15 protein-coding genes are annotated in these 13,710 nt (G+C 59.6%); 2 read left to right on the top strand and 13 right to left on the bottom strand.

The features are described from left to right. Nucleotides 1-39: 39 nt before the first annotated feature. From ACMG4N_RS03280 to ACMG4N_RS03250, 7 genes are all read right to left on the bottom strand, one after another. Nucleotides 40-489: a hypothetical protein gene (locus ACMG4N_RS03280; RefSeq protein ID WP_297767923.1), complete on the bottom strand. Its 450-nt coding sequence runs from the start codon at nt 487-489 to the stop codon at nt 40-42. 56 nt (nt 490-545) lie between these two features. Further along, the gene (locus ACMG4N_RS03275; RefSeq protein ID WP_297767921.1) at nt 546-878 is read right to left on the bottom strand and encodes a low molecular weight protein tyrosine phosphatase family protein; all 333 of its coding nucleotides are present in this window, start codon (nt 876-878) and stop codon (nt 546-548) included. A gap of 770 nt (nt 879-1,648) precedes the next feature. After that, entirely contained in the window at nt 1,649-2,788 is a 1,140-nt protein-coding gene (locus ACMG4N_RS03270) for an acyl-CoA dehydrogenase family protein (RefSeq protein ID WP_414432897.1), read from the bottom strand. Nucleotides 2,789-3,001: 213 nt separating this feature from the next. Continuing rightward, entirely contained in the window at nt 3,002-3,454 is a 453-nt protein-coding gene (locus tag ACMG4N_RS03265) for an OsmC family protein (protein ID WP_297767917.1), read from the bottom strand. An 87-nt stretch (nt 3,455-3,541) separates the two neighbouring features. Further along, nucleotides 3,542-4,396 carry an esterase/lipase family protein gene (locus tag ACMG4N_RS03260; RefSeq protein WP_414432896.1) on the bottom strand — a complete coding sequence of 285 codons (855 nt, stop codon included), beginning with the start codon at nt 4,394-4,396 and terminating at the stop codon, nt 3,542-3,544. 139 nt (nt 4,397-4,535) lie between these two features. Beyond that, complete coding sequence (locus ACMG4N_RS03255) at nt 4,536-5,699, bottom strand: alpha/beta hydrolase (RefSeq protein ID WP_414432895.1); 1,164 nt, start codon at nt 5,697-5,699, stop codon at nt 4,536-4,538. Next, entirely contained in the window at nt 5,696-6,322 is a 627-nt protein-coding gene (locus tag ACMG4N_RS03250; protein WP_414432894.1) for a VOC family protein, read from the bottom strand. Before ACMG4N_RS03250 ends, ACMG4N_RS03255 begins: the two co-directional genes overlap by 4 nt. A 163-nt stretch (nt 6,323-6,485) precedes the next feature. Here ACMG4N_RS03250 and ACMG4N_RS03245 point away from each other — a divergent pair, with 163 nt between their 5' ends. Next, complete coding sequence (locus tag ACMG4N_RS03245; protein WP_414432893.1) at nt 6,486-7,409, top strand: hydroxymethylglutaryl-CoA lyase; 924 nt, start codon at nt 6,486-6,488, stop codon at nt 7,407-7,409. Between the two features lie 73 nt (nt 7,410-7,482). On the opposite strand, the gene ACMG4N_RS03240 is transcribed toward ACMG4N_RS03245, so the two are convergent. From ACMG4N_RS03240 to ACMG4N_RS03215, 6 genes are all read right to left on the bottom strand, one after another. Then, nucleotides 7,483-7,809, bottom strand: a complete 327-nt coding sequence (locus tag ACMG4N_RS03240) for a hypothetical protein (protein ID WP_297767907.1) — start codon at nt 7,807-7,809, stop codon at nt 7,483-7,485. A gap of 92 nt (nt 7,810-7,901) precedes the next feature. Beyond that, nucleotides 7,902-8,339, bottom strand: a complete 438-nt coding sequence (locus ACMG4N_RS03235) for a PaaI family thioesterase (protein ID WP_297767905.1) — start codon at nt 8,337-8,339, stop codon at nt 7,902-7,904. A gap of 263 nt (nt 8,340-8,602) precedes the next feature. Beyond that, entirely contained in the window at nt 8,603-10,075 is a 1,473-nt protein-coding gene (locus tag ACMG4N_RS03230) for a PAS domain S-box protein (protein ID WP_297767903.1), read from the bottom strand. A gap of 131 nt (nt 10,076-10,206) precedes the next feature. Then, complete coding sequence (locus tag ACMG4N_RS03225; RefSeq protein ID WP_297767901.1) at nt 10,207-10,755, bottom strand: YggT family protein; 549 nt, start codon at nt 10,753-10,755, stop codon at nt 10,207-10,209. 213 nt (nt 10,756-10,968) lie between these two features. Next, entirely contained in the window at nt 10,969-11,778 is an 810-nt protein-coding gene (gene proC / locus ACMG4N_RS03220; protein WP_297767898.1) for a pyrroline-5-carboxylate reductase, read from the bottom strand. Between the two features lie 72 nt (nt 11,779-11,850). Next, nucleotides 11,851-12,534 carry a YggS family pyridoxal phosphate-dependent enzyme gene (locus tag ACMG4N_RS03215; RefSeq protein WP_414432892.1) on the bottom strand — a complete coding sequence of 228 codons (684 nt, stop codon included), beginning with the start codon at nt 12,532-12,534 and terminating at the stop codon, nt 11,851-11,853. 136 nt (nt 12,535-12,670) lie between these two features. Here ACMG4N_RS03215 and ACMG4N_RS03210 point away from each other — a divergent pair, with 136 nt between their 5' ends. Then, the gene (locus ACMG4N_RS03210; RefSeq protein WP_297767892.1) at nt 12,671-13,705 is read left to right on the top strand and encodes a type IV pilus twitching motility protein PilT; all 1,035 of its coding nucleotides are present in this window, start codon (nt 12,671-12,673) and stop codon (nt 13,703-13,705) included. Nucleotides 13,706-13,710 lie beyond the last annotated feature (5 nt).

Genomic DNA, 13,710 nt, shown 5'->3' with positions numbered 1-13,710 from the left:
CAGAAAAAATGCGGAAATTAAGTAATCGGAGACCAGCCTTTAACCTTTATATTCACTACATAACGCAACTTTGGCGCTGGCAAGATAAGCGCAGAACGCCTCAACGTCATCGTTGGCATAGGTATTGGAAATCAGCTCACTGGGAATCAACCCCTCATCCCAGCGGGTCGCGATGATCCTGTGGGCTTTGTTACCCTCATCACCGGGGTAAATGTTCACCTCGGCGGTTGTCTGATGAATATAAAGATCCCGAAGTGCTCTGGAACAGCGAAATTGGCCAGCGTCCGCATCAGCACTGCACGCATAGCCCGCTTCGGAGAAAAATGTATCTGCTACTGAGAAGAGGCGCACAGCGCTCAGATTTTCTGCTTCCTGTGAGGAAATGGTCCTGGGGGTATCACCGGTCACATTTGTGCAGCCGACGAGCACAGCCAGAATAAGGGGAAGTAACGCAGGCTTCATCATTTCGGGAAATTCTCTCTTTTTCACGTCGTAGCCTTAGTTAAGATGTTTTCTGTCACGGTTCAAAATTGATACCAGGTGGCCTACCTAAAGCGAACATGCTTGGCCACTTTGTTTTTAAGTAGCCGGATAAGGACAGGGTCCATCCTGTCGTAATTGTCAGGTATATCCAGGCACACCAGCTTCTTGCCTTTGAGAAGCTCTTTGAACTTTTTTGAGACCTTATTTCTATGGGACTTCTCCATAACGAAGACAACGTCCGCCCACTCGATGAGGTCTCCACTTACCGTAGTCTCGGCATCGGCATTTGTGCCAGCACCAATTGCATTAACGCCCTCATACTTAGAAAAAACCTCTTCTCCGGTAGGGCTTCGCAAGCGGTTTTCACTACATACAAAAAGTAGATTCATCGTCATTTAAACCACATAACGCCCGTATTTGCGGCTGATTTGGAGCGCAGCGGAAAACCAGTCCGACAACATGCGCTTGTTAATGAGCCTCTCCATCGATCTTGGTTCGTACCCAGGGCTCGTTGATTTCGCTACGTTCTGCCTCATACCCATTCGGCAAGTCAGCACACAGATTTATACTTGGGTCTCGGTCGATTAAATGCCCCACACCGACTACATGCAGGCTATCCGGTGACTCGAAATCATCATCTCCAACACCACACAGAAACTGCCAATCGCCATCCTCATGGGCTACGAGAAGGATAGGTCTCTCATTCTTAAAGACATGATCGCATACGAAACTAACCATATTTCTGGAGCTGAACTTTTTCATAGGCTCATTAACAGCGTATTAGGACGAACGAATCGACTTAACTCAATTCGACATAATTATTTTGGGCTTATCACATTGGCCACGAATAATTTGATATTGGTTAGTGACTTACCACCAGGTTGAGAATTTATCCCAACTGACAAATCGCGAACGTTCGACATAATGCCAGTACGAGCATGCTTTTTGGCAAAGTGCCCCCCTTTACAAATCCACTTTATATCAACCAGTTAGCATTTTCTGTAAGCCATATCCTACAAGCCAGGAAGGCCCATCTGTTAAGCACAGGGGTAGTCAGGGTTTGGCTACATTAGGTTCGCACCTCAAGAGGTGCTCCTACAGAAACGAGAAGGCATAAAAAAACGCGGCCGTAGCCGCGTTTTTTTGGTGCTGAAACCCTGAGGATTTATCGCCCGATAATTTCCCGGGAGATGATTTCCTTCATGATTTCGCTGGTGCCGCCGTAGATGCGCTGGATGCGGGCATCCACGTAGTCGCGGGAGATGGGGTATTCCTGCATGTAGCCGTAACCACCAAACAGCTGCAAACATTTGTCGGCGACCACACCTTGCAGCTCGGTGGTGGTGAGCTTGGCGATGGAGGCGTTGGTGGCGGTGAGTTCGCTGCGGTCGTACTGGTCGATGCACTGTTCGCCATAGGCGCGGTTAACCACCACCTGGGCGTGCAGATCCGCCAGCACGAAGCGGGTGTTCTGCAGGCTGGAGATCGGCTTGCCGAAAGCCTGGCGCTCTTTGGTGTATTCGATGGTGCGCTCGATCATGCCTTCGCAGGCAGCGATGGCGCCCAGGGCCAGGATCAGTCGTTCGCGGGGCAGTTCGTTCATCAGGTTGGCGAAGCCTTTACCTTCACCGCCGAGAATCTGGTCGGCGCCCACTTTCACGTCTTCGAAGAAAAGCTCGGAGGTGTCAGCGGCGTGATGGCCCATTTTTTCCAGGTTACGACCACGGGCGAAGCCCGGCAGGGAGCAATCCACGGTAAACAGGGTCATGCCCTTGGAGCCGGCGTTGGGGTCGGTCTTGGTGGCGAGCACGATAACGTCGCAGTGCTGGCCATTGGTGATAAAGGTTTTCTGGCCGCTGATCTTGTAGCCATCGCCGTCCTTGTCGGCACGGGTTTTCATGCCCTGCAGGTCGGAACCGGCACCTGGCTCGGTCATGCCGATGGCGCCCACGGCTTCACCGCTGACCATTTTCGGTAGCCAGGTCTGTTTCTGCTCTTCCGTGCCCAGGTGCAGGATGTAGGGGGCAACGATATCGGAGTGCACGGAGATGTTGGAGGCCAGGGCACCGTAACCGGCGCGGGAGGCTTCTTCCACGATCACCGCAGACAAGCGGAAGTTAGCGCCGAAGCCGCCGTACTCTTCCGGCACGTCCACGCACAGCAGGCCATTCTCGCCCAGCTTGTTCCACAGCTCACGGGGGAACATCTCGGCTTTTTCCCACTGGTCGTAGTGCGGAGCCACTTCGTTTTCGAGGAATTTTTTGACGTTGTCGCGGAACAGTTCGATTTCGTTTTGATCAAGCATTTCAGACAGTCCTGTTGGTCAACGGCGCCGCCCCCGGGCAGGGGGCCAGCGAAACTATGGCCAACATTCTAGCGGCACGGTGTGAAGGCAACATCATCCGCGAGTGACTGTCCGGTCCGCTGTATACCGTTATCCCGGGCGCTAACATCGCGTCGCGCCTTTCTAAAGACACTCCTGCAACGGACTTTCCCGCCGCAGGAGCGATGGGTTAGGTCAGATCGGCTCGATGCGGATATCGGCCTTGAGGGAATTGGCCACAAAACAGTTGCGGTGGGCACTGGCGTGAAGCTTGTCCATCGCAGCGGCATCCGGTTCCTGGCCATCATCGAACACCACCCGCGGGCGCAGCACGATGCGGGTGATGGCCAGGTGCCCATCGCCGGCCTTTTCCACAGTGCCGACAGGCTGGTCGATGTAACTGAGCACCTTGAGGCCCTGCTTGGCCGCAATCGACAGGAAGGTGAGCATGTGACAGCTGGAGGTGGCGGCAATGACCGCCTCGTCCGGGTTCACCCGGTTTCCGCAGCCGAAGTATTCCGGCGAGGCCGAGGCCTGCACCACCTCGCCACCGGCGAAGGTCCACTCGTGTTCCCGGTTGAAGTGTTCGTAATCGAACGACGCGCCCGGCTTGAGATGCCAGGCAACCGTTGCACCGTATTCACTCATGATTCGCTCCCTCTGTTGCATCACGGTTTTCTGTTCTCCTGCTTTAACCATGATCCCAGCCAATCGCTAATGCAACATTGTCACGGATCAAATCTCCGGCTTCGGCGATAACAGGCAACGCTCCACCTGATCCAGCACGCGATTGCTGTACAACAGGGCGCAGTGACCCAGATACGGCACGTTAATATTGGCTTCCGCCCCCTCCAGAACAGCGGTGGACACTGGCAATACAAAGTTGTCCAGGTTGGAGTAGATGGAGAAGAAACGGGCGCCGCCGGGGCAACCGCCACCTTCCGCCAGCTCCTGCACAAAGGGGCTCTGGTAGCGCATCTGCGCGGCAGAACCCTGGGCCGGGAACAGGCCGGCGATGCGCGAGCCGTAGTGAGGGCTGCCCAGGGTGATCACCCGGTCGATCTTGCCGGCCAGGCCCAGGTTTTTCAGGGCGTAGCGTGTCAGCGGGCCACCCATGGAATGGCAGACGATATGGGCTTTTTTCGCGCCGGTGGAAGCGAGGATACGCTCCACATGATCGTTGACCTGCTGAGCCAGTTTGCGGGCGTTGATGTGCGGCGGGGTGTAGCTCACCGAATACACATTGCCCCAGCCGCGCCATTTCAGCCGCCACTGCATGAACAGGAAGTTGGCGCTGTTGCCGCCGTAGCCGTGCACCAGAATCACTGGCGTTTCCCCGTGGTGGCGGCTGCGCACCGGCGAGGCATCGTGAATCAGCCGCAGCGGGTAGCTGAACACCAGCACGCTAAGGCTGGCGGCTTCCTTGATGATGCCCACCACGGTGGGCAACAGCCGCAGCGGCTGCTCACCGGGCAGCTGCGCCTGCTCAGGAAAGCTGCGACGGTCGTAGAACCAGCACATGTAGAACAACAGGGTGATGGACACTGTCGTGAGTATCGCCAGCGCCAGAAGAAAAATGATCAGACCCATCCCGTAATTACTCCGTTGTTGTTTTTACCGACGCTAGGCCAGTGCCGGGGCGGATGAAGCGGCGCTGGTATGACTGTCAGACAAGGTGTGAAGAGAATTCACAATTGCCCGCGCCCTTACCTGTTGGAGCTTTGTCTGGCTAGGAAAGCAGCCCCTGCTCTTGCAGCCAGGTCGTACAGTGCGCCACCGCTTCAGCCAGTTTGTCGTTCTGGCCGAAGTAATAATGGTTGGCACCGGCCACCTCGCGCAGGGTGGCCTGACCTGATTGGAACCCGGCGAACAGCCGACGGGTATGGCTGGGGGTGCAGGCATTGTCTGCGGTATTACCAATCACCAGGGCGGGCACGCGGATGCGCCCGGCGCAGGCCGGGCCGTTGGCGCGGGAATCGTCATAGCTCCACTGACTCAGCCAGCCGCGCAGGGTGTTGAAGCGGGCCAGGGCCACCGGGCCGTTGTTGACGGTCTGCGGGTCGCCCAGATAGCAGGTGCCGGGGGTACGCTCGTTGGGGTCCTGCTGCGGGTCCAGCCAGCGCACGTCGCACATGGTGCGGTGGACGATAAAGCCGTACTCCTCGTTGGCCAGGCCCCGGGCACGAAAGTCCGCCAGCTTGCTTTTCACCCAGTCGGTGATGCGCCGGTTGCGGTCGATCTGCGCCTGGCGGAAGCGGGCCACAAAATCTTCGCTGTAGGGCGGCTGGTTGGGGCAGTCCGGATGGTAGATATCCAGGTCCCGGTCCCGCTGCTCCGGGTTGTTCTCATCCAGCACGGACGGATCCAGCCATTCGGTCATGGTGATGGCCCGGGACACATGGGCGGCCAGCAGCATGATGCCGTCGACGGGAATCAGTTTCCGGGCGGTCAGGTCGTAGGGGTCACCGGCCGGGGTCTCGGTGATCTGCGGGTCTTCCGCTTCCGCCTGATAGAGCAGGCTCAGGGAGCCACCGCCGGACCAGCCCGCCAGCACCACCTTTTCAAAGCCCAGTCGCTCTTTGGCATCGCGCACGCAGGCGCCCAGGTCCGCCACTACCTTTTCCATCAACAGGGCGCTGTCGGCGCCCCGGTAGCGGCTGTTGCAATAGATCACCGACAACCCCGCTTTCGCCAGCGCCGAAACCATGGGCAGGTAGGCGCCGCCGCCCACCGGGTGCATGAAGATCACCACGGTGTTACCCGGGCCGCTTTTCGGGGTAAGCAGGTGGGACTCCAGCGCCACCATATCCATGGGGCCGGCGTAGGTATCCTTGAAACGGGATGGTTCGGTGAAGGTCACGAGATAGGGGGTGCGGTCATAATGCTTGCTCATTGCGGCGCGTCCTTGTTGCTGGAGCCCTTCAGTTTTGAAAAGTCCGTCTTGCTCATGTCGATACCGCGCAGATCCAGGGCGTCGGCACCGAAGGTCTGCTCTTTCAGGGCACGGGTCTTTTCGGTCCAGGCCTCGAGCACGCTGTGGGCGTTGGCCGCGTCTTCCGCCACCACTTCCTCATAGCTGGCGTCCTTGATGGTGATTTCCAGCGGGATGCCGTTGGGGTCGAAGAAATAGATGGAATGGATGAACTCGTGGTCGATGGGCCCAAAGCAGGGGCGGCCGGCCTGGTTGATGCGGCGACGCCAGGCTTTCAGCTCTTCCCGGGTGTCCACTTCAAAGGCCAGGTGCAGGTCGAAGGCGCTGCGCGGGCGGAACAGTTTTTCGTCGGCGCCTTCCGGGGCATCGAAGAAGGCGATGAAGTTGTCGTCACCCATTTTGAAGAACAGGTGCATGTAGTCGATCTTGCGCCCGGTGCCCGGCTCTTCATCGAAGACCATGGCCAGGGTCAGCGGCAGGCCAAGTACATCCTCGTAAAACCAGCGGGTCTGCTCCGCATCGCGGCAGCGGTAGGCGCTGTGGTGCACATGCTTGAGCATGGCGCAATCCGGCAGGCTGCTCATGGTTGGCTCCCGATTGTTGTTTGTATTCGGGGGCTATTGTTGTCACAGGCTGGCCGGGAACTGAAAACCGAAACCACCAAGAACCTGTCAGTTCTGGCCACTCGCGCCAGACCGGCGACGATGGCAAACTGTCCGCCCCTTAATTGGCAGCACGGCAACGCAAATGGCAGACCAGGCAATCATCAACGAAGTAGGGCTCCGCGACGGCCTGCAAAACCAACCGGTGACCGTGGACACGGACACCAAGGCCCGGCTGGCCCGGTTGTTGGTGGATGCCGGTATGCGCTATCTGGAACCGGTGAGCTTTGTCAGCCCCAAGGCCATTCCGCAGATGGCCGACGCCGCCGCGCTCACCCCCTTGCTGCCGCAGGGCGACCACCTGCACTACACCGCCCTGGTCCCCAACCTGAAGGGCTACCAGCTTGCCAAAGAAGCAGGCTACCCCACGGTGGCGCTGGTGCTGTCCACCACGGATTCCTTCAACGAACGCAACCTGCGCATGAGCCTGGAACAGGCGGCGCAGAGCTGCGAGGCCATCATTGCGGCGGCCAGGAAAGACGGCATTGCCACGCGCACCTATATCTCCGGCGCCTTCGCCTGCCCCTACGACGGCCCGGTGCCCGTGAGCCTGCCCCGGCAGCTGGCCGAGCGCATGTTCGCCGCCGGCAGTGACGAGGTGGCCATTGCCGACACCATCGGCGCCGGCAACCCGCAGCAGATGAAGGCCATCATGACGCCATTGATTCGCGACTTCAGGGCCGAACGGTTCTATGTGCACCTGCACGACACCCGCGGGCTGGCCGCCGCCATGGCCTGGGAAGCCGCGGATCTGGGGGTAAGAAAATTCGATGCCTCGGTGGGCGGCCTGGGCGGTTGCCCCTTCGCGCCAGGTGCCACCGGCAATATGGCCACGGAAGACCTGGTCTACCTGCTGGAAAGCTGTGGCCTGAACACCGGCATCGATATTGAAGGCCTGCGCGAGGCCGTGGCACTGGCCGCCGACGCCACCCAACGCCCTTTGGGCGGGCGCATCCTCGACTGGATGGCCTCCCAGGAGAAACAGGGCAAGACGCCCTGCCTGTGGTGACAGTGGCAGACCCGCACCAGCCGACTAGCGACCTTATTATTCAGCCCCACAGGAGCCTGCAGGCAGGCTCGGATCAGGCGCCGACACCGGCCTGTTGCTCGCGGATCAGGTGATCCAGCAGGGCGCGATCCCGCGTTGACACCCGCCAGTGGATATCGGCCTGCTCCATCAGTGTCGCCAGCTCGTGCAGACTGAAGGCCCCGATCTTGCCGGCCAGCAGCGCGTCCACCCGGGTGCCGGGCAGATCCAGCCAGCGGCAGGCATGATCCCGATTCCAGCCCTTGTCGGTGATGCCCTGTTGCAGGTTCATCAGCAGACGGCTGCGCAGCTCCATTTCCCGGGCCAGCCGACCATCGTCCTCCAGACGGCCCCAGCCCTGATCAAACCACTGTGTCTCCATAGCACCTCCTTCCGGTACAAGCCCGGCAGGGTCGCCGGACCCTGCCTTCAGGCTACACCGCCGAGGCGCAGAGACAACCCGGGGGCGGGCACTCAGCGCTGGCGGATCACCATGCAGGTGGCGGTAGCGTGGGCATAGAGTCTGCCGTCTTCGTCTTCGATGCGCCCTTCGCTGATCACCAGGCTGCGGCCCACGTTGATCACCCGGCCTTCCGCGCGCAGGGTCTTGTTGAACGGCAGCGGCCGACACATCTTGATGTTCAGATCGGTGGTGCCGTAACTCTCGCCAGCGGCCAGCACCGTGTGGGTGGCACAGCCAGTGACCGAGTCCAGCACCGTGGCAGCAAAGCCGCCGTGCACGCCCCCCAGGGGATTGGTGTGGCGCTCATCCGCGGTAGCGAGGAAAACCACCCGGCCCTCTTCCACCCGATCCGGTTCCATGGGCATGGTCTCGGAGATGGGTGGGCGCGGCAGTTTGCCGGCGGCGAAGGCCTGCATGATTTCCAGGCCGGTCAGAGTCGCAATGTTCATGGGAATGTCCTGTTTGCCTTAGGTAGGGAATGCCCGTCATTGTAGGTTCCTTTTTGGAACTTACAATATGATACAGGGCGTATCCCGGCGAACGGCAGGAACAGATCAGGCAAAAAAACAGAAAGGGGGATCGGAAAGGGATGGCCCCGCCATCAAGGGCCGAGACTTCACGCAGGTGGTTTCGCGAGTTACGAGAAGCACGAGAAGCGAAAGGCAAAACCGGTTTGCTCTTCGCAACTCGCAGCTAGTAGCTGATCTTCGCCCTACAACGTCACCGTCCGGAAACAGTTCCTGCCCGCCTCACGGGCGGCGGCAAGGGCGGTCTCCACCGCCTGCAGGGCAGTGTCCGTAGAGCCGTAGTCTTCCTGATCCGCGTCACAGGGCATCAGGGTAGCCACACCAAGACTCACCGTCAGGGGTACCGGCACCTCGGGCAAAGACAACACCGTCTGGCGACAATCCTCTGCCACACTCTCCGCCTGATTGAGACCGGCCTCCGGCAGCAGCATCAGGAATTGTTTACCCGTGAAGCGCCCCAGGCAGGCATGATTTCCACCCAGCGTGTCCAACGCCTCGGATACTGCCACCAGGGCATCATCGCCGGCAGCATGGCCATGCTGCTGGTTCAGCTGGTCCAGATTGCCCACTTCCACCAGGACCAGCGAGAGGGGCTCGCGGGTTCGCAGGCCCAGCTTCAGATGCTGGCGCAGCTGCTCCAGAATCACCGGGCGGTTACTCAGGCCGGTGAGTGAATCCTGGCGGGCCAGGCCGGCCAGTTCGCGGTTGAGCTGTTCCAGTTCGTCGCGCTGCTCGCGCAGGGCAATTTCGCCGTTCACCTGGGCGGTGATGTCTTCGAGCTGGGAGAGGAAATAGCGCGGAGTGCCATCACTGTTGCGCACCAGCGAGACCGCCAACAATACCCACACTTCGCGGCCATCCTTGTGGGTATAACGTTTTTTCATCCGGTAGGTGGTGGCTTCGCCACGCAGCAGGCTGTCCACATACTCCAGATCCTTTTCCAGGTCATCCGGATGGGTGATGGCCTGGAAATCAATCTCGCGCAGCTCGCTATCGCTGTAGCCGACAATCTGACTCACCGCCTCGTTGACTCGCAACCAGCGGCCATTGGGAGCGACGATGGCCATGCCAATGGCGGCGTGGCGGAATGCCCCCTCGAACAGCGCCACATTGGTTTCCATGTCTTCCACCGCCCGCACCCGCTGGGTTTCCAGCCAGGAACGTTCCAGGCCATGGCCCAGAGACAGGGCCATCAGTTCCAGGAATTCCATTTCCTCCATGCTGAAGGGCTCCGGACGGGGCCGGGTGTCACTGAAGTTCAGGGTGCCGACAACGTCACCCTGTACCCGAATGGGTGTGGCGATATAAGCCTGCAGGTTCAAGCCGGTATAGCTGGGGTGAGAGCGCATGGATTCCAGAGCGCCCACATCGAAAAGCGCCACTGAGCCCTGCTTTTCCAGCACTTCAGCACAATAGGTATCGCCCAGGGCGAAATGGTCACCGGTGCGGATGGCGTCGTTGCCAGACTGCACCGCCAGCACCTGATAGTCCTGGCCCTGCACGCGACTGATGATGCCGACAGACAACCCCAGCAGGCGGCAACCCACTTCCAGATACTGTCGATACAACTCGCGGCTATCCGCACCATCCAGCAATGACAACCGATGCAGTTCCTTCAGGCCCACCAGACGCAGGTCCACCCCCTCTTCCATGATCATCGTTCCTTTTCCAGGCAACATTTTCGCAGACGTTATTTATACGCTTGTCAGGTGCAAGTAAAAACCTTGCACAACATTTCTTATGCAGACATGAAAAAGGCGCCATGAGGCGCCTTCTTGGATCCCTATGCTTAGTGCAGTTGGAACAGGATCTGTAACAGCTGGATGCCCAACAACACAAACAGCGGACTCAAATCGAAGCCTCCCATGGGCGGCAGCAATTTGCGTACCGGCGCCATGATCGGCTCGGTGATCTGCACGATCACCCGCACCACCGGACTATAGGGGTCCGGGGCCACCCAGCTGAGCAGCACGCGGATCAGCACCGTCCAGAACACATAATTGAGAATCAGGCTGGCCAGTTCCCGCAAGGCATGCAGCACCAGGGCGGCACCGATACCGCTGGGGAAGCCTCCCACCTGGATGCTCAACAGGATCACCGTCTTGAGGATGATCAGCACCACCACCAGTACCAGCGCGGCAATATCCAGCCCACCGTAACCGGGAATCACCCGACGCAGGGGTTTGAGCAGCGGGTTGGTGGCCTTGAGCACGAACTGGGAGATGGGATTATAGAAATCCGCCCGGGCCAGCTGCAGCACAAAGCGGGTCAGTACGATGAAGATGTAGGCGCTGAAAACAAAGTCCAGCAGGAAAAACAGGGCGCCCTGGGGGTTCATGGATTACTCCGTGGTTCGCAACAGGGGAAGAGTTTGGGGCTTGGGACAGGAAAATCAAGCTGCGAGGGGCAAGCTACAAGCTGCAAGCTGCAACACGTCATATCCCCTCTTTTCAACAAGGCCGTGCCCGTGCTCAAACGACCTACGCGGGCACAGCATGCCAAGACCTGACTACCTTTCACGCGCCTTGTAGCTTGAAGCTTGTAGCTGCTCTTACCCCGCCAACTCTTCCGACCGCTCCCGCGCCGCGGCGACGGCGGCCTGGACCTGTTCGCGGAAGCCCGCTTCCTCGAAGACATTCAGCGCCGCAGCGGTGGTGCCGCCGGGGCTGGTGACCTGCTGGCGCAGCACATCCGGGCCCGCTTCGCTGGCGATAGCCAGTTGCGCCGCACCCCAGGCAGTCTGCAGCACCATCTGGCGGGCCGTGGCCGGGTCCAGCCCTTGCGCCTTGGCGGCTTCGATCAACGATTCCATCAACAGGAAGAAGTAGGCCGGGCCGGAGCCGGAGACGGCGGTGACCGCATCCAGTTCCTTTTCCTCGGCAAACCAGAAGGTCAGCCCCACGGAGCCGAGGATGTCCTTGGCCATGGCTTTCTGCTCATCGCTGACGCCCTCGGCAGCATACAGGCCGGTGGCACCGGCCTGGACCAGCGACGGCGTGTTGGGCATGCAACGCACAATCGGCGTCTCGCCCAACCAGCTGCGCAGGTTGGCCACAGTGACACCGGCAGCGATGGAGATCACCAGCGGCTGGCGATCGGCAATCAGGTCACGCAGATCTTCACACACGGCCTGCATCATTTGCGGTTTCACCGCCAGCACCAGCACATCCACCCGGCCGGCCACGTCACGGTTCTCGGTGCTCACGTGCACACGGTGCAGCTGGGAGACTTCTTCCAGGCGATCCCGGGAGGGGTCACTCATCCAGATGCGGGCGGGGCGAATTCCTTTCGCCACCATGCCGCCGGCCAGGCTGGTGGCCATGTTACCGGCGCCGATAAATCCGATGCTTTGCTGTGCCATAACTGCGCAATCCTTGTCTTGTGTTGTAACGCGTACGGTGTCTCGATGCGCTGACGATACTTGCTGGTGTCGTCAGGCGGTGCGCGGACCAAACAGGGCGGTGCCCACACGAACGATGGTGGCGCCTTCTTCGATGGCCACGCCATAATCCGCGCTCATGCCCATGGAGAGCGTATCGAGGGACGGCATTGTATTGCGCAATTGTGACAGTGTCATGGCGAGCTGTCGGAAAGCCCCCCGGCTGCTGTCCTCACTGCCCGCCCGGGGAATGGCCATCAGGCCACGCAGACGAAGGTTGGGCAGAGTGACGATTTCGGCGGCCAGGGCGGGCACCGCCTCCAGCGCAATACCGCTCTTGTTGTCTTCGTCGTCCACGTTCACCTGAATACAGACATTCAGCGGGGGCAGATCCGCCGGGCGCTGCTCACTGAGGCGGCGAGCCACTTTTAGCCGGTCCACCGAGTGCACCCAGTCAAAGTGAGCGGCGATATCGCGGGTCTTGTTGGACTGAATCGGCCCGATGAAGTGCCACACCAGGTCCCGCCCCTGCAGCGCCGCTATCTTGTCCAGGGCTTCCTGCAGATAGTTTTCGCCGAAATGCCGCTGCCCCTGGTCAGCCAGGCGGGCCAACTCGTCCGGTGTGCGGGTCTTACTGACCGCCAAAAGCTGCACACTGTCGGAATTACGGCCGGATTGCTCACAAAATGCACTAATTTGCGCATTGATCTCTATCAGTGGGCTTTTGGAGTCTGTCATTATTGAACGGCTCAAGAGGTCGGGTTACTTTAGGCATGCGACGAATTTCTGAGGAAGCCAATTTCCGGCGCTCGCCATAATAACAAAAGGGGGCTTCGGGCTCCCTTTCAATACCAGACAACGCAAGTAGAAACCCATGGATATTACCGAGCTGCTCGCTTTTAGCGCCAAAAACGGCGCGTCCGATCTTCATCTGTCCGCCGGTCTGCCTCCGATGATCCGCGTGGACGGCGACGTGCGCCGCATCAATCTGCCGGCCATGGAGCACAAGGAAGTCCACGCGCTGATCTACGACATCATGAACGACAAGCAGCGCAAGGATTTCGAAGAATTCTTCGAAACGGATTTTTCCTTCGAGGTGCCCGGCGTGGCCCGTTTCCGGGTGAATGCCTTCAACCACAACCGCGGTGCCGGTGCGGTATTCCGGACCATTCCCTCGAAAGTACTAACCATGGAAGACCTGGGCATGGGCAAGGTCTTCCAGAAAATCTCCGACATGCCCCGGGGCATTGTGCTGGTTACCGGCCCCACCGGTTCCGGTAAGTCCACCACCCTGGCGGCCATGGTCGACTACATCAACGATTCGCGCTACGAGCACATCCTCACCATTGAGGATCCCATCGAATTCGTGCACGAATCGAAAAAATGCCTGGTCAACCAGCGGGAAGTCCACCGCGATACCCTGGGCTTTTCCGAAGCCTTGCGCTCGGCCCTGCGGGAGGATCCGGATATTATTCTGGTGGGCGAACTGCGGGATCTGGAAACCATCCGCCTGGCGCTGACCGCCGCGGAAACCGGTCACCTGGTATTCGGCACCCTGCACACCACCTCCGCTGCCAAGACCATTGACCGGGTGGTGGATGTTTTCCCCGCCGAAGAAAAATCCATGATCCGTTCCATGCTGTCGGAATCCCTGCAGGCGGTGGTATCCCAGACCCTGATGAAGAAAAACGGTGGCGGCCGGGTGGCCGCCCACGAAATCATGATGGGCACTCCGGCGATCCGTAACCTGATCCGCGAAGACAAGGTGGCGCAGATGTACTCTGCCATCCAGACCGGCGGCGCGCTGGGCATGCAGACACTGGATCAGTGCCTGCAGGGGCTGGTCAATAAAGGCCTCGTGGCCCGCGACATAGCCCGGGAAAAAGCCAAGAGCCCGGACTCAATCTGACGAGG

It is taken from the genome of Alcanivorax sp. IL2 (genome assembly GCF_047495475.1).
GTDB lineage: Bacteria > Pseudomonadota > Gammaproteobacteria > Pseudomonadales > Alcanivoracaceae > Alcanivorax.
This window is presented reverse-complemented; position numbering and strand designations above follow the sequence as displayed.